General features: G+C 59.0%; 14 protein-coding genes. 4 read left to right on the top strand and 10 right to left on the bottom strand.

Translation table 11 applies throughout. The annotated features are described in order from the left end of the window. Position 1: 1 nt before the first annotated feature. Both VY732_RS23800 and VY732_RS23805 read right to left on the bottom strand, forming a co-directional pair. Positions 2-1327, bottom strand: a complete 1326-nt coding sequence (locus VY732_RS23800) for an APC family permease (RefSeq protein ID WP_331691913.1) — start codon at positions 1325-1327, stop codon at positions 2-4. 378 nt (positions 1328-1705) lie between these two features. Then, positions 1706-2527 (bottom strand): carbon-nitrogen hydrolase family protein, encoded by an 822-nt coding sequence (locus tag VY732_RS23805; RefSeq protein ID WP_331691914.1) that lies wholly within the window; start codon positions 2525-2527, stop codon positions 1706-1708. A 126-nt stretch (positions 2528-2653) separates the two neighbouring features. On the opposite strand from VY732_RS23805, the gene VY732_RS23810 reads away from it, so the two are divergent. After that, the gene (locus tag VY732_RS23810; protein WP_095048312.1) at positions 2654-3454 is read left to right on the top strand and encodes a helix-turn-helix transcriptional regulator; all 801 of its coding nucleotides are present in this window, start codon (positions 2654-2656) and stop codon (positions 3452-3454) included. A gap of 171 nt (positions 3455-3625) precedes the next feature. Then, positions 3626-5245: an FMN-binding glutamate synthase family protein gene (locus VY732_RS23815; RefSeq protein WP_123593738.1), complete on the top strand. Its 1620-nt coding sequence runs from the start codon at positions 3626-3628 to the stop codon at positions 5243-5245. 36 nt (positions 5246-5281) lie between these two features. Here VY732_RS23815 and VY732_RS23820 read toward each other — a convergent pair whose 3' ends face one another. Continuing rightward, positions 5282-5644: a GtrA family protein gene (locus VY732_RS23820; protein WP_331691915.1), complete on the bottom strand. Its 363-nt coding sequence runs from the start codon at positions 5642-5644 to the stop codon at positions 5282-5284. 210 nt (positions 5645-5854) lie between these two features. Then, entirely contained in the window at positions 5855-7276 is a 1422-nt protein-coding gene (locus tag VY732_RS23825) for an amino acid permease (RefSeq protein ID WP_331691916.1), read from the bottom strand. 490 nt (positions 7277-7766) lie between these two features. Here VY732_RS23825 and VY732_RS23830 point away from each other — a divergent pair, with 490 nt between their 5' ends. Then, complete coding sequence (locus VY732_RS23830) at positions 7767-10910, top strand: transglycosylase domain-containing protein (RefSeq protein ID WP_077574388.1); 3144 nt, start codon at positions 7767-7769, stop codon at positions 10908-10910. A gap of 192 nt (positions 10911-11102) precedes the next feature. After that, positions 11103-16217 (top strand): dermonecrotic toxin domain-containing protein, encoded by a 5115-nt coding sequence (locus VY732_RS23835; protein WP_331691919.1) that lies wholly within the window; start codon positions 11103-11105, stop codon positions 16215-16217. 58 nt (positions 16218-16275) lie between these two features. Here the strand turns inward: VY732_RS23835 and VY732_RS23840 are convergent, their stop codons facing one another. The 6 genes from VY732_RS23840 to VY732_RS23865 form a co-directional block, all read right to left on the bottom strand. Further along, entirely contained in the window at positions 16276-17496 is a 1221-nt protein-coding gene (locus VY732_RS23840) for a hypothetical protein (RefSeq protein WP_442968550.1), read from the bottom strand. A gap of 39 nt (positions 17497-17535) precedes the next feature. Further along, positions 17536-18039: a CS1 type fimbrial major subunit gene (locus tag VY732_RS23845; protein ID WP_331691923.1), complete on the bottom strand. Its 504-nt coding sequence runs from the start codon at positions 18037-18039 to the stop codon at positions 17536-17538. A gap of 33 nt (positions 18040-18072) precedes the next feature. Next, positions 18073-18816 carry a molecular chaperone gene (locus VY732_RS23850; RefSeq protein WP_331691924.1) on the bottom strand — a complete coding sequence of 248 codons (744 nt, stop codon included), beginning with the start codon at positions 18814-18816 and terminating at the stop codon, positions 18073-18075. A gap of 44 nt (positions 18817-18860) precedes the next feature. Then, positions 18861-20075: a hypothetical protein gene (locus VY732_RS23855; RefSeq protein WP_331691925.1), complete on the bottom strand. Its 1215-nt coding sequence runs from the start codon at positions 20073-20075 to the stop codon at positions 18861-18863. A 4-nt stretch (positions 20076-20079) separates the two neighbouring features. Then, positions 20080-22602, bottom strand: a complete 2523-nt coding sequence (locus tag VY732_RS23860) for a TcfC E-set like domain-containing protein (RefSeq protein ID WP_331691927.1) — start codon at positions 22600-22602, stop codon at positions 20080-20082. Positions 22603-22712: 110 nt separating this feature from the next. Further along, positions 22713-23198: a CS1 type fimbrial major subunit gene (locus tag VY732_RS23865; RefSeq protein WP_331691929.1), complete on the bottom strand. Its 486-nt coding sequence runs from the start codon at positions 23196-23198 to the stop codon at positions 22713-22715. Between the last annotated feature and the right edge of the window lie 148 nt (positions 23199-23346).

The raw sequence follows: 23346 nt of genomic DNA on the forward strand, positions 1-23346 counted from the left end.
CTCAAGTGGCTTCCTGAAAATCCATCTCCGGCGGCTGCCGACGGAAGCCACCGGTGAGCACGGCAAGATAAACCACGCCGATCGCCAGCCAGCTCAGGCCCAGATACACCGCCAAGTGATCGAGGCTGACCATCAGCCATAAATCCGCAACCAGACCAATGAACGGGAAGAGCAAAAACAGCACCAGCTCACGCAGGCCTTTTTTCTCGCCGCCGAGCCAGTAATGAAAGATCACCGAGAGGTTGACCAGACTGAACGCGAGGAACGCGCCGAAGTTGATGAACGAGGTCGAGGTAGTCACGTCGAGTTTCAGCGCCAGCAACGCCACTACCGCGCACAGCAGAATGCTGTTGACCGGCGTGCCGAAGCGCGCGTGCAAGGTGCCGAAGAATGATTTCGGCAGGACACCGTCACGGCCCATGGCAAACAGCAACCGCGAGCCGCTGGCTTGGGCCGACAGCCCCGAGGCGAATTGGCCGACAATCAAACCGATCAGAAAGATCGACACGAACAGATCACCGCCGATGTTGCGGGCGATTTCATAGGCGGCCGAATCGACGCTGTCGAACTGGAATGACGGGTGTGCGATCTGCACGAAGTATGAAACGCCGACGAAGATCAGCCCGCCGATCAAGGTGATCAGCATGATCGCTCGCGGAATGGTGCGGCGTGGCTCGCGGGTTTCTTCGGTCAGGGTGCTGACCGCATCGAAACCGAGGAACGAATAGCAGGCAATCGCCGCGCCGCTCATGATCAGCGGCATTTGCATGTCGCCATTGAAGAACGGTTTGACCGACCACAACGGCGTGCTCGCATCGCCGCCGATGTAGTGCACGCACAACGCGACGAAAGCAATCAGCACCAGAAACTGCACCAGCATCAGCAAGGCGTTGATGCCGTTGGCCAGTTTCAGGCCAATGATGTTGATTGCACTGGTGATGCCGATGAACGCCAGCACCCAGATCCACTGCGGGATCGACGGGAACGCGGAAGCGAGATACGCCGCACCGATCAGCCAGATCGCCATCGGTAGAAACAGGTAATCGAGCAACACCGCCCAGCCGGCGATAAAGCCGAGTTTCGGGCTGATCGCCTTGCGCACGTAGCTGTAAGCGGAACCGGCGACCGGGAATGCGGCGGCCATGCGCCCGTAGCTCATCGCCGTGAAGAACATCGCGATCAGTGCCGCCAGATACGCGGCGGGGACCATGCCAGCGGTGGATTGGGCGAGGATGCCGAAGGTGCCGAGGACAATGATCGGCGTCATGTAGGCGATGCCGAACAGCACCACCGACCCTAATGAAAGGGTGCGTTGCAAACGAGCCATGGGCGACTTACTCCGAATTTTATTGGATTTATGGCAGAGCCGAGTTCGGCGAATGTTTCGGTTCTTTTTGTTGTTCTCGGGTGTTGCTGATTTTTATGTTCGACTTGAAATCTTTTCCCCCTCACCCCAGCCCTCTCCCCCAAGGGGGCGAGGGGAAAGGGAGCAGATCTCCGTGGGTTTCAAATCCTGAGTTCGACTTGAATTCGCAGTTTCAAATCCTGAGTTCGACTTGAACTCGCAGTTTCAGATCCTGAGTGCGACTTGAACTCGCAGTTTCAGATCCTGAGTGCGACTCGGTATTTCAGGTCGGCGTATCTCGAACAATCAGCTCGGTCAGTCCCCTCTCCCTCCGGGAGAGGGCTAGGGTGAGGGCAGCGGTCAACGGCGTGGAATCAACAACTCACGAACACCATCGCCGCGCTCCACCACCTCCCCCGGCAACTTCAAACGCTGATCATCCAGATAGCGATAATCCCTGCGCGCAATCTCTAACCGGTCGAAATCCAGCTCAACGCTGAACGTCCCTTCTTCCCGCCCGGCCTCGAACAGCAACGTCCCCAGCGGATCGACCAGCGCACTGCCACCCGCGAACACCAAACCGTCGTCCCCCGCTTCCACACGATTGACCATCAGCGCAAACGCCTGATTCTCCTGAGCACGGGCCATGATCGCGGTGCGGTGAGTCGATGCGTACGGGTCCATGTTGCCGTTGGTCACGATGAGCAACTCGGCACCCAGTTGCGCGAGGGCACGGGCCGACTCCGGAAACTCGATGTCGTAGCAAATCAGCAAGCCAACGCGCACACCGTTCCACTCGCAGGTGGCATAGCGGTCGCCGGCCTCGAAAACGCCGCGATCCGACGCCCACAAATGCGTCTTGCGGTATTTCAGCGCAATACCTTCAGGGGTGATCAGCAGCGTGGTGTTGTAGAAGCGCCCGTGGTCGTTTTCGGCCATGCCGATCACCACGGCAATGTTGCGTTCGCGCGCTGCGGCCAGCACCGCGCTGACGGTCGGGCCGTCGACGGATTCGGCGGTTTGCGCGACGGTCTCGGCCGTCGGGAAGCCCATCAGGTGGGTTTCCGGGAACACGATCAATTGCGTGTCGGCAGCGCACGCGGCAATCGCTGCGAGTGCGCGTTCGAGGTTATATGCCGTGGCATTGTCACGGCCCGCCAGTTGGGCGAGTTCGACTTTCATGGGGATTCCCTTGTTATGAGCGGCGGGCGCGGAAAGATTGCCCGGTGGCTGTCTGTGGGCCAGTATGCGCAGCAAGCGAGCGGCCAGGGAATTACGCGGCCGGGGTAACCCGATAGGGGTAGATCGATGACACTTTCGTTTGACGACATCACCTGGCACCGCGCCGTCGGGCAACTGATCGACGCGCTCGACAAGCCGAATTTCTGGGCGCAACTGGTGCGTTTGCTCGACCAATACGTGCCGTTCGATAGCTGGGTGGTGCTGCTGTTCAGCGCCGATCAACACCCGCAAGTCTTCGCCGAATGCCCGGGCGCAGACGGCAACCCTGACCCGTTGTTTCAGGATTATCTGCGTGGCCTGTACCTGCTTGATCCGTTCTACATCGCCTGTCGCGAGCAAACGCGCACCGGTCTGTATCGCTTGTCCGAGGTGGCGCCGGAACATTTCGAACTGACCGAGTATTACCAGCGATACTTTCGTCTGAATGTCGTGGCCGACGAAATCCAGTTCAATTGTCAGCTCGAAGGCGATCGCACGCTGTGTCTGTCGCTGGGCAGTGAAAAACGTTTCACTGGCGAACACATCGCTCTGCTGTCATTGATCCAGCCTTGGGTGCTGGGCCTGCTGCGCCAACGACTACCCTATGAGATCAACGAAACCGTGGCGCTCGCCGCCGCCCCTGTCCGGGCAGACTGGAGGGTGCAACTGGAAGCGTCGGTGCAACAACTCAAAGGTGCGCAACTGACCGCCCGCGAGCTGGATGTCGGGCGTTTGATGCTCAGCGGTTGCTCCAGTAAAGAGATCGCCCGTAAGCTGGAAATCTCCGTAGAAACCGTGAAAGTCCATAAGAAACACATGTACAGCAAGCTGGGAATCAAATCCCAGTCCGAGCTGTTTTCGATTTTTCTTCAGGCACAAAACGCCTGATCATTTGGTGAAGTTGCCTCATGTAGGAGTGAGCCTGCTCGCGATGGCGTCGGGTCAGTCAAATCATTTGTAGCTGATATACCGCTATCGCGAGCAGGCTCACTCCTACAGGGGAATGTGTTTATCCCTGAATCTTCGCTGATTATTCCGAGTCCGAACCAAGGAAACCGTATGAGCCTGTCACTCCTGAGCCGCTACGCCTTCTTTGCCGTCTGCGTGATATTTACCCTCGCCAGCCTGCCTTTCCTCGAACATGACTGGCTGTGGCCGATCACTGCGGTCACCGGCGTACTGAGCCTGATCGGTCTGTTCGACCTGCTGCAAAGCCCGCACGCCGTACGCCGTAATTACCCGATCCTCGGCAACATCCGCTATCTGGTCGAAGGCATCCGCCCGGAGATCCGTCAGTACCTGCTGGAGTCCGACAGCGACGCCCTGCCCTTCTCCCGTGCGCAGCGTTCGCTGGTCTATTCGCGAGCGAAAAACGAAACCGCTGACAAGCCGTTCGGCACGCTGATCGATGTCTATCAATCCGGATTCGAATTCATCGGCCACTCGATGCGCCCGGCGCCACTGAGCGACCCGAGCAGTTTCCGCGTCACCGTCGGCGGCCCCCAGTGCAGCCAGCCGTACTCGGCGTCGGTGTTCAACATCTCGGCGATGAGCTTCGGCTCGCTCAGTGCCAACGCCATTCGCGCACTCAACCAAGGCGCGAAACTCGGCAACTTCGCCCACGACACCGGTGAAGGCAGCATCAGCCCGTATCACCGCGAACACGGCGGCGACCTGACCTGGGAACTGGGCAGCGGCTACTTCGGCTGCCGCACCAGCGACGGCCGTTTCGACCCGGAACGCTTCGCCACCCAAGCGCAGAATCCGCAAGTGCGGATGATCGAAATCAAGATGAGCCAGGGCGCCAAACCCGGCCACGGCGGCATCCTGCCCAAGCACAAAGTCACCCAGGAAATCGCCGAAACCCGTGGGATCCTGATGGGCGAAGACTGCGTGTCGCCGTCACGCCACAGCGCGTTTTCCACGCCGATCGAAATGATGCAGTTCATCCAGCAACTGCGTGAACTGTCCGGCGGCAAACCGGTGGGTTTCAAGTTCTGCCTCGGCCATCCGTGGGAGTTCATGGGCATCGCCAAAGCCATGCTGGAAACCGGCATCCTTCCCGACTTCATCGTCGTCGATGGCAAGGAAGGTGGCACCGGCGCCGCACCGGTCGAGTTCACCGACCACATCGGCGTGCCGATGCGCGAAGGCCTGCTGTTCGTCCACAACACGCTGGTCGGCCTGAACCTGCGCGACAAGATCAAACTCGGCGCCAGCGGCAAGATCGTCAGTGCCTTCGACATCGCCAGCGTGCTGGCCATCGGCGCCGACTGGGCCAACTCCGCACGCGGCTTCATGTTCGCCATCGGCTGCATCCAGTCGCAAAGCTGCCACACCAATAAATGCCCGACCGGCGTCGCCACTCAGGATGCTCTGCGTCAGCGCGCACTGGTGGTGCCGGACAAGGCACAACGCGTATTCAACTTCCACCGCAATACGCTGAAGGCTCTGGCGGAAATGCTCGCCGCAGCCGGGCTGGAACATCCATCACAACTGTCGGCCAAGCACTTGGTGCGACGTATGTCGGCGACCGAGATCAAGTTGTTCTCGCAGTTGCATGTGTTCCTGAAACCGGGGGAATTGCTCACCGGCGAAGTGAATGGCGAGTTCTATTCGCGGATGTGGCAGATGGCGCGGGCGGACAGTTTTGAGCCGCAGGAAGTGGCGGCCGCGTAACGGCCAATGCGCCAGTCTGCGCAACGGACTGGCGCGTTACTGCTGATTTTGGCGCGACAAGACAAACCGGAAATACAAGTAGCCTGCCAATAGATTGAGCAGCGTGAAAGACACCACGGTGACCAATCCATGCCAGTGCTGCGCATCGGCAAGCAAACCGATGGCAAAACTCACCCCGCCCATCCCGCCGATAAACAATAGATAACCAAGCACCGACGTATTGCGCTCGAAGGTATACAGCACATTCACGTAAAACGAGAACGCCGCGGCCACGCAAAACGCGGCGAAATTACTCGCGGCTTGAGTCAGCCCCGCGGCGGTGCACAGGACAAAAAATATTTGCCAGTGAATCAGTCCATCGGCGAGGCCGATCACAGTCAATGCAGAGAATCCTTTCATCTCAGCTCCTTGCCAAAGCCGTTTTTGGCGAACAGCCAACCTAGGTCATCACGCGCTGGCGGTCTACTGTCAGAAATTACAGGTCAAGGGTCGATTACGACGAATGGTCAGCACTTCACTCCATGGCGGTTATGTATCGTCGGACTACGACACTGCCAACAAAAAAGCCCCGATCTCGCGACCGGGGCTTCGTTTTTCAGCCGCTACGACTCAAGAAGCCGAACGCGCAGCACCCTGCGTTTCGCCCGTCGGTTGCAACTTGAACACATAGAACAACACGGTCAGCAGCACCAGGAACGCCGGGCCCACATACAGCGCCACGCGCGTGTCCGGGAAGTACGCCATCAGGCCGACCACCAGCACCAGAAACGCCAAGGCAAAGTACGAGCTGACCGGGTACAGCCACATCTTGTACTTGAGGCCGGCACGTTCGCTGGCGCTCAGGCCTTTGCGGAATTTCAGCTGGGCCAGCAGGATCATCACCCAGGTCCAGATCGCGCCGAAGGTGGCAATCGAGGTCACCCAGACGAAGACTTTCTCCGGCACCAGATAGTTGAGCATTACGCCCAACAGCAACACCCCGATCGACAGCAACAGCGCACGACGCGGTACACCGTTATTCGACGTCTTGGCGAAACCGGCCGGCGCCTGGCCATTCTGCGCCAGGCTGTAGAGCATGCGCCCGGTGCTGAAGATGCCGCCGTTGCACGACGACAAGGCTGCGGTAATTACCACGAAGTTGATGATGCCGGCGGCGGTCTTGATGCCCAGACGCTCGAAGGTCATCACGAACGGACTGCCCTGGGTGCCGATTTCATTCCACGGGTAGATCGACAGAATCACGAACAGTGCGCCGACGTAGAACAGCAGAATCCGCCAGAACACCGAGCCGATCGCATCGGGAATGGTCTTCTGCGGGTTCTTCGCCTCACCGGCGGTCAGGCCGATCATCTCGACGCCGAGGTAGGCGAACATGACCATTTGCAGCGACATCAGCACGCCGGTCACGCCATTGGGCATGAAGCCGCCGTGGGCCCACAGGTTGGAAATCCCCAGTGCCACACCGTCATTACCGAAGCCGAAGGCGATGATGCCGACGCCACCGATGACCATGGCGATGATGGTGACGATCTTGATCAGCGCGAACCAGAACTCGAATTCGCCGAAGGCCTTCACCGCGATCAGGTTGATCGAGCCCATGCTGATCAGCGCCGCGAGCGCCCAGATCCAGCGCGGCACATCGGGAAACCAGATGCCCATGTACACCGCCACCGCGGTGATTTCCGCGACGCAGGTCACCAGCCACAGAAACCAGTAATTCCAGCCAGTGAGGAAGCCTGCCAATGGACCGAGATAGTCTTGCGCGTAGCGGCTGAACGAGCCAGCGACCGGATTGTGCACGGCCATCTCGCCGAGGGCGCGCATGATCACCAGGATCGCCAGACCACCCAGAATGTACGAAAGCATGATCGCCGGTCCGGCCATTTCGATGGCCTTGGCCGAACCTAAAAACAGACCAACGCCGATACAGGCGCCGAGCGCCATCAGGCGAATATGCCGTTCGCCGAGTTCGCGTTTGAGCGGACCGCCCTGAGCGGTGTCGCCGTGAGGCAGTTGATTGCCGACTGGCATAGGGGTGCAACCTCGTCTTGTTATTGGATATGACCACCGAGTATCGAAGCGTCGGCCGATAAGCCTTGGCTGGAGATGAAACCGCGCCTGCTTTGTGGGCAGACGCGTCTTGCAGGGCAACCTGAAAGATCAGCGGGGCGTGCAGTATAAAAAGCCTTGGGCAGGACTTTTCACTCTATAAACCACAACATTCAGCGACAACTCTCGGCAATAGCCTGGTTTGCGGAGAGGCATTACCTGCTTTACGTAGGAATATTCGCCACCGAAAAAGCCGCCGAGTATTGCACAGCATTGGTGCATCGTCATGTATCCGCTTGGCCAGCATTGCCCTATAGAGCGCTCTGACTTACAGGTCTTCGCCCCGGCACCAGCCGTTCAGATTTATTCAGCAACTACCCCTCGCCCATCCCGCACATTTTCTTCCCCGCCGCCAACCACCGTCTAAGCTTCAGACAAGTCCGATCAATCTGCGTGAATGGATCAATCGACTATGGGCGCTTTGTGGCAAACCGATTCGAGTAAAGCCGTGGTTCCGACTGAACGAGTGGATGAAGCGCCTGTCCCTGAAAAACCCCGCCGCAATCGGCACGGGTGGAAGGCTTTCTGGTTGTTGCTGGTGATTATCGCGATCGTGGTAGGGCTGGCCGCATCCAAGGAAATGCGCACTTCGCGCTTTCAGTCGCGCGAGCTCAGCCAATACGCCGCTTCGCTGACTTACCATCTCGAACCCGGCCCCAGCGAAGCGATTCGCTATCCGGGCAACGGGCCGTTCGATCTGCGCCTGGGTTACAGCTCCCTCGATGAGTTCCTGCCGCGCCTGCTCAAACGCAACTATGTCGTCACCGAGCAGACGCGGTTTTCCCCGGCGCTGCTCAGCTACACCGACAAAGGCCTGTTTGTGCCGTACTCGGAAAAGATCCAGGCCGGGCTGTCGATCACCGATTGCCGGGCTGCGCCGCTGTACAAGTACAACTATCCGCAACAGCTTTATTCGAGCTTTGAATCGATTCCGCCCGTGGTGGTCAGCAGCCTGTTGTTCATCGAAAACCGTTTCCTGCTCGACCCGAAACAGCCATTGGCCAACCCGGCAGTGGATTGGCCGCGCTTCGGCATGGCGGCGTGGTCGCAAGTCGCCAAATTGCTGCGTCTGCCGGGACAATCGGCGGGCGGCAGTACGTTGGCGACGCAATTGGAAAAGTACCGGCATTCACCGGAAGGCCTGACGGTGTCCGGTGCCGAGAAACTGCGGCAGATGATGTCCGCCAGCGTGCGCGCCTATCAGCCCGGCCCGCAAACCCTGGGAGCACGGCAGAACATCGTGCGCGATTACCTCAACAGCGTGCCGCTGTCGGCGGTGCCGGGGCATGGTGAAGTGCATGGCATGGCGGAAGGTCTGCGCGTCTGGTACGGCAGTGACTTCAACCAGGCCAACGCACAGTTGAACAGCCCGGCCACCGATCCGAAAACCATGGCTGCCAAAGGTCTGGCCCTGCGCGAGATGCTCTCGCTGATGATCGCCCAGCGTCGCCCTTCGTATTATCTGACCAAGGGCCGCGAGGAACTCGCCGACCTTACCGACAGCCATTTGCGTCTGCTCAAACAGAACGCGGTGATCGATGGCGCATTGGCCGATGCCGCCCTCGCGAGCAAGGTCAGCTACCGCGACTGGCAGACCCAGCCGACCATGCAGCCCATCGAAACCAACAAAGGCATCAGCGCCGCCCGCAGTCGTCTGGCGAGCATGCTCAACCGGCCGCTGTACGATCTCGACCGCCTCGACCTCTCGGCCACCAGCACCCTGCAGGGCGAGCTGCAAACCCAGGCCACCGCGTACCTGAAGAAACTCGCCGACCCGGCCTATGCCGCTGAAATCGGCCTGCTCGGCGAACGCTTGCTGACGCCGACCAGCACCACGCAAGTGCGCTACAGCTTCACCCTCTTTGAACTGACCCCGGACGGTTCCCGCGTGCGGGTGCAGACCGACAGCACCGACCAGCCGTTCGACATCAACGAAGGCAGCAAGCTCGAACTCGGCTCAACGGCGAAAATGCGTGTGCTGACCACGTACCTGCAAATCATCGCCGAACTGCACGACAAGTACGGCGCCATGAGCGTGCCGGAACTGAAAAAGGTCGAAGTCCCCGACCAGGATCGCCTGAGCCAGTGGGTCATCGATTATCTGATCCAGAACAAGGATCACGACCTGTCGAAGCTGCTCGGCGCAGCCCTCGATCGCAAATACTCGGCGAGCCCCGGCGAGGCATTTTTCACCGGCGGCGGTTTGCACGTGTTCCACAACTTTCGCAAGGAAGACAACGGCCGCATGCCGACCCTGCGCGATGCCCTGCGCGAATCGATCAACCTGCCGTTCATTCGCCTGATGCGCGATCTGGTGCGTTACACCACCTATTCCGGCCCCAACAACAGTGCCGAATTGCTCAAGGATGATCGCGACCCGCGTCGCCAGGAATACCTCGCCAGTTTCGCCGACCGCGAAGGCACCTCGTTCCAGCTCAAGTTCTGGAAAAAGTACAAAAACAAGGACACCCAAGCGCGTCTGGATACTTTCCTCGACAGCATGCGTCCGACGCCGATCCGCATGGCCGCCGTGCATCGCTACCTGCTGCCCGATGCCAGTCAGGCAGACTTCAACACCTTCGTCCGTTCCCACCTGAAAGGCGCCAAGCTCAACGAAAAACTCACCGATGATCGCCTGATCCGCCTCTACGATTCCTACGGTCCCGGCAGTTACGATTTGCCCGATCAGGGCTTTATCGCCAAGGTGCACCCGCTGGACCTGTGGATGATCGGCTACCTGCTCCACCACCCTGACGCGACCTTCAGCGAGATCGTCAAGGCCAGCCATTTCGAACGTCAGGAAGTCTACAGCTGGCTGTTCAAGAGCAAGCACAAGGGCGCCCGCGACAGCCGTATTCGCACCATGCTCGAGATCGAGGCGTTCCTCGATATTCACCAGCGCTGGCAGAAAGTCGGTTATCCGTTCGATCACCTGGTGCCGTCACTGGCCACCGCGATTGGCAGCTCCGGCGACCGCCCCGCCGCCCTCGCCGAACTGATCGGCACCATCCTCAATGACGGCGTGCGCATGCCGACGCTGCGCATCGACAGTCTGCATTTCGCCGCCGACACGCCGTACGAAACGCAACTGGTCAACGACCCGCATGTCGGCAAACGGGTGATGCCATCCGAGGTCGCCACGGCCATGCGTGAGGCACTGTCGCAAGTGGTCGATGCCGGTACGGCAAAACGTGTTTCCGGCAGTTTCAAACTGGCTGATGGCAGCCCACTGGCCATGGGTGGCAAAACCGGGACCGGCGACAACCGCATCGAGGCCATCGGTTCGGGCGGACGCATCCTCAGTTCGAAGTCGATCAACCGTACCGCAACCTTCGTGTTCTACATCGGTGATCACCATTTCGGCACCCTCACTGCGTTCGTGCCGGGGCGCTCGGCGGAGAACTTCAAATTCACCTCGGCCCTGCCCGTGCAGGTGCTCAAGGGCATGGCGCCGATTCTCACGCCGTATCTGCAACCGGGCAGCGACTCGCAATGCAAGCCAACGCAGACGGCGAGCATCGCAATGGTCGAGGCGCCACGCCCTACAGCGAGGTAACAATTCGTGTCAGGTATTTCTGCATCAGGGTGACGTTTTTTCGCTGTCGCGGGTGGTACTTATGTATTTTTCAGATTCGAATTTTCGTCGGGTTCGCCAGTCGCAGCGCTGTTTGCCTCCCGATCTTTGAACTTTTGTTTTGCCCTGCCGTGGGTAGGCTGATCACTCCTCAACAATCAAGGATGATTGGCCATGTCTCTCTCCCCCCAGCCTGCGGACAACGCGAACAAAGGACGGCACTACGATTTCATCAAGTCCGCCGTCAACGACAATTTCAAAACCGCCACCGTCAGCCGGGGCATCGCCTTGGCAGCTTCGCCACTGAAGATTCAATCCTGGTACACCAGCGCGCCCGCCGCATACCTGAACAAACTCGCCGCCGCCAATCTCAAGGCCTGGAGTTCGCAGAACCGCGTTGATCAGCTGCTGGCCAAAACCGATCTGCATGCCTTCGCCGAGCCGCTGCTCAAGGCAAAAATCAAGGAACGTCACGGCATCGAGCCGGACGTCAAAAGCACCTTTCTGCGCTTGTACCTGCCGAAAGACAAACCGTGGTATGCCATTGATGTTTCCAAGGGCGTCGTTACCCGCACGGTCTCGCTACTGGATGCCGCCCTGCACAACTTCGCCAGCAGTGAAACCATCGGGCATGGCTCGGACTACATCAGCCAACCCGATGCGCGAGGCTTGTTCGATGTCGTGCCGATCAAAGGTGCAATGCCCATCAGCCAGTTCCAGACGCTGTGCCGCGATCTGGACATCGGCGCACAATATAAAAAGCACCTGGAAAGTTACCTGCTGCCCGGCGAACCGCTGGCCGCAGGCGTGCTGCAATACAAGGTGAACGAGAGTCAGAAAGATGCCCTCGCCGTCGCCGCGCATCTGGCCTTGATCAAGGAAGATATCCAGTACGACGCCTACAAGATGCTGCTGACCTTGGCCGAAAACAAACCGCAGCTGCTGCTCAACGGTCGCTCAATGCAGTGCTCTGACCTGTCGTTGCTCGGCACCCGCCTGACCGGCATCCTGTTGCTGACGCATACGGTTTCGGACAGTCGCGGCGTTCGACGCCTGATCGCCTACATCCCCCACGACCCGGATCATCCGCTCAAGGAGTACGACTCTCTGAAGGCGTTCCGCGATGAATTGGTGCGCCAGTTTCGTGAAGACCGACTCAGCGAATCGACCGGACAGACCTACCGTCAGTTCTTCAGCCAGTTCGTTGATCAGCAGCAGCGCGGGCACTTCTTTGCCGAGCTGGAACAACGGCTGTTCATCGTCAGGTACCACCCGCGGCAGGATCCGATCGATCAGCGACCGGCGTGGCGCAAGGATCCACTGGACAATCCCAACCTGCAATTCAGCCGGGTGAAATTACCGGGCGATTACTGGCGCCACGCCTACCAGCAAAAGCTCAACAAGATCCTCAACGACGCGCGGGAAATCGCCGTTTCCACCGCCGACACCGACAGCAAGGCACGCTGGGCCTGGTGGGACAACTTCAAGAAAATCCTCTCGGACATTTTCAATGTCGCATTGTTGATCGCCACGCCGTTCGTACCGGGCCTGGGTGAACTGATGATGGCCTACACCGCTTACCAACTGACCAGCGATGTCATCGAAGGTGTGGTCGATCTGGCCGAAGGCCTGTGGGAAGAAGCCGCCGGGCATGTCATCAGCGTGGTGACCGACATTATTCAACTGGCCGCTTTCACCGCCGGCGCGCAGATCGGCGAAGCCTTTCGCGTCAAGCTGTCACCGCTGGTTGACGGCATGAAACCGGTGAAACTGCCCAATGGCAAAAACAGCTTATGGCACCCGGACCTGAGTCCTTACGAACGCAACGAACTGATGCTCTCGCCAGACGCAAAACCTGACCGCCATGGCCTGCATCAGTACGGCAACGAAAACGTCCTGCCGCTGGAGGGCAAGTTGTTCTTTGTCGAAAAAGCCTCAACTGACGCGACGTCCAACACCCACCGCATCAAGCACCCGACCCGCACCAACGCCTACCGTCCAACGCTCGAACATAACGGTCACGGTGCCTGGGTGCATGAAGTGGAGAACCCGCACGACTGGCCGAATGAAGCGCTGATGCGGCGACTGGGCCACAGCGTCGAACGTTTTTCCCCCACGGAGCTTGAGCAGATCCGCATCAGCAGCGGCACCAAGCACGACGCCCTGCGTCAGATGCATATCGATAACAGCCCGCCACCGCCGCTGCTGGCCGATACGGTCAAGCGCTTCAGCGCTTACGACGATGTGCGCACGGCGAGTGCCGACATACGCGGCGGTCGCCCGATCGACCCGCAAGCGGTGTGGCTGGAACCGATGTTGACCGGTTTACCGGGCTGGCCGCCTCGCAAAGCGCTGGAGGTCTACGCCGATACGAGCCTCACAGGCCATTCGCGTAAGCATGGCAACCCGTTGGCTTTGCCCGCCGATACCTTGAGCATCAGTCAGGGCGATCTCAACGCTGGCAGGCTGGCGGAGCGGGTGGTGGACTTTCTCGATGACGAGGACCTGAATCATCTGACCGGTCACGCGGCCACCCGCGACGAGCATGTCGCCCTCTTGCGCAATCGGCTCGCGGACACCGTCGATGAGAAACGCAGCGCCGTCGCGCATCACATTTATCAATCCCGTGAACGCTCCGGCAAAGCCGACATCCGAGTGGTAAAGCAGACCTTTCCCGAGCTACCGCTCGTGCTGGCCGAGAAAGTCGTGGCCCAAGCCAGTCCCGCCGAATTGCAAAGAGTGGTCGACGCACAACGCCTGCCCCTGCGCCTCAAGAACCAGGCCCGGGAACTGAATTTCGAGGCTTCTGCGTCAAAAGCCTACGACGGTTTTTTTCGTGATGAGCTGCTCACTGCCGACACTGAGCGACTTGCCCTAAACACCCTGAAATTCAACACCGACAGCTTCGACGATCTGCGCATCGAAATCCGCGACGGCACTTGGGATGGTCCGTTGCGCTGCAGCGCCGGAGCGCAGGATGCGTCCAGCGTCCGGCGTCTGATCCGCAATGAGCACGGCCGTTATGCGCTGCTCGACGGCAGCAACCGCTCGCTGCATGAAGCCGACGATTTCTACACCTCGCTGCTGCGCGCGGTTCCTGAACAGGCGCACTCGTTCTTGGGCCATCGACGCGGCCAGAGTCGTGCACTGAAACACTGGGTCATGGAAAAAGCCGCGCCGGCTGCCGAGCGCCGGATCGTGCTGGCCGAACCACCCATTCGGCCGGTAGCGAGCATTGAAACCGAGACCTTGGTGCGCGGTTGGCCACGGGTTCTCCGTCGATCGACACCGGATGAAAGACTCGAGAGCCTCTTTCCAAAAATGAGCGAAAGGGAACGAACGGCTTTTATTGAGGCTCTGGCACGCAAGGGCGAACCGGTAGACGCCATCGAGCGCCTTGAAAACGAACGCAAGGAACTGCACGACGAATTGATCGCGTGGGGTAATAGTTATCGCAAATTTGATGCGGAAAGCGATTATTGGCACATGTCACCGGACTACGTGCAAAAAGGCGGCATGTTCATCGAAAAACGCTTGATTGAATGCCTTGATCGCCAGAGCGAGTTTTTCGGTGAGCGTAGCGTGCATCCTGAACAAGGCTTAACGCTGGATTTATCTTCCGAGTTCCTGGGGCATGACCTCGAGCGCTGGTGGAATGACCTGCGCAGGCGCCCCAAAATGAAGAAATATTTTGATCGCATCACCGCGTTGAAACTTGACCGGGCGCGCCTTTCCTCAGACCCCAGCGCTCTGCTGAGCACCTTCCCAAATCTTCGCCAACTGAGCGCCCGACAGTGCGAGTTGAAACAATTACCTTCCATCCTCGGGTTGATGCGCCAACTCAGAGATCTGGATCTAGCCGATAACTCGATCACACTGACCAACGAATCCAGCCAGCAACTGGCCGGGCTGGATCAACTCCGAACGCTGAATTTGAATGGCAATCCGCTGCGTCAGCCACCCGATGTCGGGCGGATGGATCATTTGACTGAACTGCGCCTGGCCAAGACGAGAATCCAGACCTGGCCCGAAGGTTTGTTTGGCGTTGGCGCAGTCGACAAACAGCGGCCACAAAGCTTCTTTCTGGATCTGCGCGGTGCGCCAATCAACACCTTGCCCGAGGTCGTTTCCGGACCCGCTCAGGCAAAAATGCTGAGCCGGGCGCGCTTCGAAACGGAGCGATTGTCCAACGAAGATCGCCTGCGGTATGGCGAATACCGTAAATCCATAGGCCTCTCCTTAGTGCAGGAAAACATTCCGGCCGCCGAAAACGAGATCAGCTATTGGCAACTTTTTCCGAAAAACTCCATCGACTTCAGTCCGTCAGGATCACTCAGCAAGTATCGCCAAGAGTCCTGGCATGACCTGATGGCAGAACCCTATTCGGAAGGTTTTTTCAGCGTGATTCGCAAGCAGCGAGAGAGCGCCGACTACCAAACGGATCATGGCCGCAGACGCTTGACCCAGCGGGTCTGGGAAATGGTCGACGCTGCTGCGCTTGACGCCCGGTTGCGGGAAAAACTGTTCAAGCAGATTGTGTCACCCAAAGACTGCGGAGATCTCGGCGCGCAGTTGTTCAACTCATTGGGAATGAAGGTGCTGGTATCGAAGGCATACGCCGGGTCGACCTCAGCCAGCGAGCTGGACGCCAAGCTGGTGCGCCTGGCGCGCAGTGCAGCCCGGTTGGACCGGGTTGCCGATGAAGCCCGGGTCGAGTACAAAAACCAGATTGAACAAAACCTCATGGATCCCGGTATACCCGCGCCAGACGAGGCGGAAATTCATCTGGCATTCGAGATAGGTCTGGCTGAGAGACTGGAGCTGCCCTGGCAGTCCGAGAGCATGCTTTATCCCTTGCGCTCCGGTGTCTTCAAAGAACAAATCGAAACTGCCTTCAGGATGATCACCAAGCTCGAACAGGGCGACGGACTGGTCAACGGGATGATCGACCTCACCTCCGAAAACTTCTGGGAAGAACATTTACGCCGTACCCACTCGGATGACTACGACGTCAATGACCGTTTGTTCGACGATAAATCAGGGCAGCTCGACGAGCTGCGCAGCGCCCAGTCGGAATGGGCCAACGCCACACCCCAGACACCCCTCAATGAGCTGGCGCGAAAACTGGAAAAACTCGCCGATCTATTGGGCGTTTCCCAGGCAGAGGTGTTCAGCGGCGACGTCATGAGTGATGAGACTTACAAACGACTGTTCGATAAGATCGCTTACGATCGCAAGGAGCTTTCCAGAAAATTGACCCGTGAGGCCATGGCCACGGCCGGTCTCTGACCACCAGGTTTTTCACCTCGGCCAGCCCCTGACAAGGACTGGCCCGACTGCATCCCGACTAACCGACTTCCGAATCCCAGATCACCGTGATATTGCCCCTGTACGGCCGCCCCTGGGCTTTGTCTATCAGCCAGTGGGTTTGCTGTTCATCCACTTCGAAATGCAGGGTGCCCGGCTTTCGATCGATATAGAAACCAGGTTGAAACGGCGCTGTCGGCTCGATACTCAATAGCTTGCGCTTGATCGATTGACCGGCGCTGTCGGTCAAGCCGTTGGGCAGCGTGACACTGACGTCCACCGCCCCGGCGAACCCCTGACCATCAGCGATGGCGCAACCAGAACCCCAGCCCAGACGGTGCTCGCATTCAAGTTTCATGGTGAATTTCGACGAGGCGGAGATATGGAAGATCTGGTCGCGATACAGGCGCACGGGCTTGCGCCCACTGTCGAGCCAGCGCTGCCAGCCGCCCTGAGGTTCCAGCGCGATGTGGTTGCCACCGGGTGGGATATCCACTTTCAGGGTGTGCTGTACGTCCAGCACGAAGTCCAGAGAAATCTCGCTGTCATCCGGCTCCATCACTGGGCCCATATCGATATCATTGCCAGAACCAAGGGTGTAAACCATTGAACCGGTGTAACGCCCGGAAGACATGTTCAGCGGATTGGGTGTACGCAATTCGTAGGCAAAATCGAGCTTGTCGAAGTAAATCGAGGGAATACGGTACGCCGGCGCCTTCACACAAAATGCCTCCTCTGGTGTTTTCCAGAAAAACCGGAAAAACGTGTCGCCATATGCCCCGACGCCGCTGTACCTACAAGGGGCAGGAATGCCATGAACCCAACTGTCAGTCGTCCATAAGCGGCGATGGCCATCGGCAGCAGTGCTGCTGCCCGTCAATTGCATCACCGGGTCGCTCAGTACAAACGTCGAACCGATGCCACTGATGCGCACTTCAAGAGTTTCCGATTGTTGCGTCTCATGATTCGTCACGGTCAACCGCCGCCAGTTGCCCGGCGCTTTTACGCCTATCCGGTCTGGAGCCCCGAGAAAGCGCGACGAGGTAAACCGAATGGGCAACTCAATGCTGAACATCTGATAGCCGTTACATTCCGCCGGATACGCCGCGCAATAACCGCTGTTTGGTGTTTTATTGACGAAGGCATTCTTGTTTGGTTTTGAGGAATCCGGCTGAAACAACGCACGAATTTCCTGATTGATTGCCTGCGCCTGAGGGATGTTCAACGCGGCCAGCAATCCCAGCCAAAGGTAGCTTTTCATTATTCGTCCTGCCTCTGATGAGCCTGATCTGTGTTGTTTTCATTGCGCCCCCGGTGCCCGCGCGTTGAACAGCAACACCACGTTGCCGTTGTAGTCTCCGGAGCGATAGCCGCCGGCGGGTTCGATCGGTTCGATCTTCAACGCCACGCGTTTGCCGGTGGCAGCTTCCTCCTGCGAGAGCACTTGGCGCGGGATGATGTGCGAGCTCAATTCGACGCCATTGAAGGTGACCTGCAGCTCAATGATTTCTCCAGGGCGGCCATTTTCCAGGAAAGGCTCGGACCCGAGGCGTGCCTCGATCGCGCTGCTGTCATGGCGCACATCGAAATTTTTCTCCAGGCCGCCGAGGGTGGCGCGCGGATAATCCCACGCCAGCCGTTGCGGGCGGTGAATCCAGTCCGGTTCTGCTGGAATGATGTAGAACGGGCGACTGGGGATGGTCAGGGACACTTCGAAGGTGTGTTCTTCGCGCGCGGCCCACGCCCCTGCGCCAGTCAGCGCGGTGGCGGCCAACAGCGCGCCGGCAATGGATTGCTTGATCATGTGGGTTACCCGATGCGTCATTGGAAAACCTGCCTAGCGACTGGCGATCTTCATGGTTTTTTTCTCGCTGCCTTCGATCAGAAAGAAGCGGTATTCGCGACCTTTCTCTTTATCGAAGGCAAAGGTTTTGCCGGCCAGCACATGGTGTTTGGTGGTGGCGCCGCAGTCGGTTTCCTTGGTCAGCGAACAGCTTTTGAACTCGTCGACGATGATCACGGTGTTGCCGTCGTTGCGCAGTTCGTAACGGCTGTCGGTGTCATTGACCACCGTGGCGAAGCGGGCATCCTTGGGCCGGACAAAAAAGATCGTGCCGAAACCGGTCATGACGTTGACGCCCGCCGTGAGGGACTTCTTGTAGTCATCGCGCTCTTCGCTGCTGACGACAAAGTCGTCTTCCTTTTCCGGCACCACCGGGACGAAGCGCACACGGAAATAGCGCTCACGATCACGCGCGCCCATGTACAACAGCCGTGTGCCCTGCATGCCCTGCGCCGGTACGATCAGCCGCGCCGGACTAGCCATCAGGCCATTGCGCGAGGCGCCGTCGGCGGCATTCTCGACGGCAACTTCCTGTGGGGCGCCGTCGGCGCCGTAAACGATTTCCAGCACATTGATCTTGACGAACGCGGTGGCGTCACCGCTGTTGAACACCCGTTTGAGGTAGGTACTTTTGTCGGCATCGAGATAGTCGTACACGGTGCCGACATTGATCTGCGGCCCGGCCTGCGCCGTCAGGCAAAACACGCTGAGCAGACTCAGCAGAAAACCACGGTTCATCGTCTTCAACTCCATGAATAGTGAGAATGGCCCGGCGGCAGCGGTCACGCTTCCGAGTCCCAGATAATGGTGATGTTGCCGCGCAGCCGGTCGTTCACGCCGGGACGCAGGAGAAAGTCGATGGCAAACGGCGTCATGTTGAAGTGCAGCGTGCCGGGTTTGCGATCCACGTACAGGCTGGGCTGGAATGGCCCTTCCCATTCGTCGTGGCGCAGAGGCAGGCGGCTGACATTGCCACCGCTGGGTCCGGTAATGCCCGGCGGCAGCGACAGGCCGACCTCAACCTCGGTGGTATTGCCCTGCGCACTGCCAAGCTTACAGGCCGTGCCGCCAGTGGAATTGCAGACCATCTTGACCTTGAAGCGCGACGAGGCTGACAAGTAGAACAACTGATCGCGGAAAATCCGCGTCGGCTTGCGCCCGCTGTCGATCCAGCGCGCCCACCCCCCCTCCGGTTCCAGCGACACCTGATTGCCGCCCGGTGGCAGATCGACCTTGAGGGTGTGTTGCACGTCGAGTACGAAGTCGAGGGTCAGGTTCGCGTCATCCGGTTGCATCAACGGCCCCAGATCGAAATCGCCGCCATTGCCAAGGCTGTAAGCCATGGAACCGGTGTAGAGACCAGAGGACATGCCCAGTGGATTAGGCGTACGCAATTCGTAGGCGAAGTCGAGCGTGTCGAAATAAATGGACGGAATGGGGTATGCGTTTCTCTTGGTACAGAATGCCTCCACGGGGGTTTTCCAGAAAAACCTGTAACTGGCTGGGCCGAATGCCCCCACGCCGCTGTACTGACAGGGAGCAGGCGCATAGACCCAACTGCTGGTGGTCCAGAGTTTCTGATGGGCTTCAAGAAGGTCACTTACACCAACCAACTCGGTGGCGGGGTGGCTCAGAACGAAATTCGAACCGATACCGGTGATGCGCACTTCTACACTTTCCGTTTCCTGAGTATCCGCATTGGTCACTGTCAATCGCCGCCAATTGGCGGGCACCTTTATCGGCACGACCTCACCTTGATAGAGCGCGCGCGTGGAACTGAAACGAACTGGCAACTGAATGCTGAACATCGCGTTATCCGCGCATTGGTCTGGATAATTAGCGCAGTACCCACTGTTCGGTGTCTTGTTGACGAACACGTTCTTGCTCGGCTGCGAAGGATCCGGCTGGAACATCGCGCGAATTTCATGACTGGCTGCCTGCGCCGTGGTAACACCCAGCGTCAACGCCAATCCCAAGCTTCCTGCTAGCAATTTCATCCTTTCAACCCGCCTTCTGTTCTGTGGACGTCACATCGGCCAACGTGTCCGGCGTACACCGCAGGTCGCCGATCATCAGCACATTGTTTTCGCTGCGGTGGCTGCCGGCATCGAGGCGGAACTGACAGAGCAATTGACTGCCCTGACGCACTTCCAGGGTCGGTGAGCCGGCATTCATTTCCATCGAGAAGAACCCGTCGACTTCGGTCACCCCACGGCTGGCGTGGTTGATCACGTGATGGCCCTTGAGTGGCCGCCCTTGGCCATCCACCAGTCGGCCAAGCACGGTCAGGGTTTTCATCACCCGCACCTTGCGATACTCCACGCCGCCCTTGTTCAGGTGATAACGGCTGCGCGCCGGTTCGATGGTCGCCGCCGGCACGTTGTTGCCTTCGAAGTCGAAACTCACCGAGCTGTTCTGGTACGCGGTGATCGGGATGAAATTGCGCCCCGGCTTCAACGCCGCCCCGCCACCGCTGTAATCGTCGGCGCGCAGAACGATGTCCTCGATGTCCGACTCGACATCAACAATCATCCCGGCGCCGCGCACCTCGCTCTGGCTGGTCATGAGCATTTGCTGGCCGCCGACTACCAGCGTGCTGTCGACGTTGAGGCCGCCGGTGAAATTGCCGTTGTAGGACGAGCGCTGGACAAACGCATCGCCATTGACCGCATCGGTGCGGAAATTGGTCAGGCTCGACATGCCCAGGCCATAGGTGTCGGTCAACGCCGTGACCGACACGCTTTGCAGCACGTGATCCTTGAAATCCTTGCGCCAGCCGAGCGAGGCATTGTTGTCGCGCGCACCGTCGCGGGCCGTGCGTGAGCCGATGCTGCCGGTGATCTGTTGGCCGGGCGCGCCAAGTGCCAGGTTGACGCTCAGGTCGACCCCGCGATTGCGCGCATCGCCACTGCTGTAGCTGCCCGGCCGGTCGAACAACGACAAGCGCCAACTGGCGTCGCTGCCAAACAGCTCGGCGCGCTGGGTCCAGCCCAGATCCACGCCCATGCCTTCGACGTTACCTTCGCTGTGGGAAACCCTCGCGTTGACCGAGCTTTTGCTGCTCAGCCGATGGTTGAGCGCCAGCGACGAGTTACTGGTCTGGCCGATAAACACATTGCGCGGGCGAACGCGGGTGCCGTCCGGCAAGGTGTCGTAGGTGTAAGTGGTGTCGAGCCAGCTGCGGTTGTGGCTGACGACCACGCTGCCCGAGCCATAGTTGTACAGGCTCTGCAGATCGAGACCGGTGCCGTAGTCCTCGGTTTTATAAACGTTGGCGTACAGGCTGAGGTGGTTGGCCAGCGTCCAGTCGATAGACGTGCCGTATTGCAGTTTTTCACGAATCTGCCGCGCCGACAGACCGAGAATCACCCGTGGATGCAGCAGGTAGTTCACCGAAGCGCCGGCCGTGGGGCTGCCGCTGGACTGGGTGTCCCAATTGCTCAGCAGCTTGCTTTCTTCACCGGCGAAGACGTTATAGCGCCAGCGTTCGTCGAGGTTGCGCCAGTTGTTGGGCTTGTACACCAACTCCTGGGTGGTGGAAGTGATCTGGCCGTCTTCGATCAGCCGCACTTCCACCTCATAAATACCGCCGGGCAACGGTCGGGTATCGAGGGTCTGCAAACCGGCGGGCACCGATTGCGTATTGATCAGCAGGCCATCGCGCCAGATCTCCACCGAGCCCTGCCGGTTAGCGGTGACATAGATCGGATAAACACTGGGCATCGGGCTGTTGATGGCCAGGCTGTCGGAGCTGCCATACATCACGCCGACGGCGGTGTCGGGGCTGGTGCCGAACGTGCGCGGTTGGCGCGTCAGTCCTTCGGAATTGGGGGTGAAATAGCCCAGGCGGAAAAAACTGCCCTGCAGTTCGCGCTGGGTGTGTAACTCGTGAATCGCGTGATAGAGCTTGTCGTCCGGACCGCCGAGACGGGCCAATTGCAGATTCAGCGTCTGGCTCCAGTTGCCCAGGCTTGAGCTGGCTTCGAGGCCGAAGCGTCCGCCAAGGTCCTGATCCTGACCGCCATTGAGATTGAGCTGGTTACGCACCATCAAGCCACTGCTACCGCCTTCGGGCTGGTCGTAATAGCGCTTGGCCTGAACATCTCGCTCAGCGTTTTCCGTTGCGATCGACACCAGCGAATTTTCCAGGTTGTAGTGCACTGCCAGAAACTGGTCCGGGCAAGAACCGCTACACGCGCCCAGCGGCACACCGGACTTGAGATAAGCGGCCCACTTTTCCCGTTCGGCAGGACCAAAGCGGTTTTCGCTGGTGTCAGTGAATTCGAGCAGGGTGATGCGATCGTCGCGGGACAACACCACCATGGCCTCACCGAGCGGTTGCTGGTCGACTTCGACCCGCACCGCCAGAGGCACATCAAAGAAATGCTCCTCGAAATCCGCCGGCAAACCTTTGGCCTGCGCCAACAGACTGCGAGGTGTCGTACCGGCGTTGCTGGAAGCCACGGCTGCGCTGGCACAAAACAACAGCGCAAGCGCAGCCGCGATGGGTGTCATCGGGAACATGAACTCGTACTCTGATTACAAACAATGGAAGTCCGACGAGGCAGACACTTCTGCCTGCCCCGTCGGTTAACGCCGCTGTAGGGTCGGGCGCTTAATGCCTGTTCACGCGATCAATTGACCGGTGGCACTGCATCAAAAATCATTGCCACGGAACCGGTGTAATCACCCGGTTCGAAGTTGCTGCCGCGAGCGGTGATTTTCAGTGGTGCACGATAGTTGACGTCCGACTCGGACTCACCCACGACCATTTGCGGGGTCAGGGTCAGTTCCTTGTTATTGAGCAGGACTTGCAGGTCGATGGTGGTGTTGCCGGCCACCAGTTTCGGCTGGCTCTCGAGGCTGGCGTGTACCGAGCCGTTGTTGTTGCGCACATCGAAGAAGCCATTGACGTCGCGCATCTTGCCGGTGGTTGGCTGATAGCTCATGTCCTGGTCCTTGTTGACCAGATCCGGATCCGTCGGCACGACATAGAAACCGTTGGTCGGCACATGCGCGACAAGGCTGATCGAGTGCGACGCTTCACCAGCGGCGAATGCGCCAGTGGAACCCAGTGCCAGAAGAGCCAGTGGAGCGGCGATTGCGAGTTTCTTGAACATCGTTATGTACCTGTTTTCTTGATAGGGGGATGAACATTGAAAGTTCAAGACAATCACTGCCCGAGTCGCTGCCCGAGTTGAGCCAGGTCAAACTTGAACTTTCAATGCCCGGGCATCATCGACTGTTGCCTCTGGAATGTAAGCAGGC

It is taken from the genome of Pseudomonas sp. ZY71, assembly GCF_036542145.1.
Taxonomy (GTDB): domain Bacteria; phylum Pseudomonadota; class Gammaproteobacteria; order Pseudomonadales; family Pseudomonadaceae; genus Aquipseudomonas; species Aquipseudomonas koreensis_A.

Coding starts and splice junctions, on each gene's coding strand:
- VY732_RS23810 (WP_095048312.1), top strand. CDS start 2,654: ATGACACTTTCGTTTGACGACATCACCTGGCACCGCGCCGTCGGGCAA.
- VY732_RS23850 (WP_331691924.1), bottom strand. CDS start 18,816: ATGAACCGTGGTTTTCTGCTGAGTCTGCTCAGCGTGTTTTGCCTGACG.
- VY732_RS23835 (WP_331691919.1), top strand. CDS start 11,103: ATGTCTCTCTCCCCCCAGCCTGCGGACAACGCGAACAAAGGACGGCAC.
- VY732_RS23825 (WP_331691916.1), bottom strand. CDS start 7,276: ATGCCAGTCGGCAATCAACTGCCTCACGGCGACACCGCTCAGGGCGGT.
- VY732_RS23855 (WP_331691925.1), bottom strand. CDS start 20,075: ATGAAATTGCTAGCAGGAAGCTTGGGATTGGCGTTGACGCTGGGTGTT.
- VY732_RS23820 (WP_331691915.1), bottom strand. CDS start 5,644: ATGAAAGGATTCTCTGCATTGACTGTGATCGGCCTCGCCGATGGACTG.
- VY732_RS23830 (WP_077574388.1), top strand. CDS start 7,767: ATGGGCGCTTTGTGGCAAACCGATTCGAGTAAAGCCGTGGTTCCGACT.
- VY732_RS23805 (WP_331691914.1), bottom strand. CDS start 2,527: ATGAAAGTCGAACTCGCCCAACTGGCGGGCCGTGACAATGCCACGGCA.
- VY732_RS23860 (WP_331691927.1), bottom strand. CDS start 22,602: ATGTTCCCGATGACACCCATCGCGGCTGCGCTTGCGCTGTTGTTTTGT.
- VY732_RS23865 (WP_331691929.1), bottom strand. CDS start 23,198: ATGTTCAAGAAACTCGCAATCGCCGCTCCACTGGCTCTTCTGGCACTG.
- VY732_RS23840 (WP_442968550.1), bottom strand. CDS start 17,496: ATGAAAAGCTACCTTTGGCTGGGATTGCTGGCCGCGTTGAACATCCCT.
- VY732_RS23815 (WP_123593738.1), top strand. CDS start 3,626: ATGAGCCTGTCACTCCTGAGCCGCTACGCCTTCTTTGCCGTCTGCGTG.
- VY732_RS23800 (WP_331691913.1), bottom strand. CDS start 1,327: ATGGCTCGTTTGCAACGCACCCTTTCATTAGGGTCGGTGGTGCTGTTC.
- VY732_RS23845 (WP_331691923.1), bottom strand. CDS start 18,039: ATGATCAAGCAATCCATTGCCGGCGCGCTGTTGGCCGCCACCGCGCTG.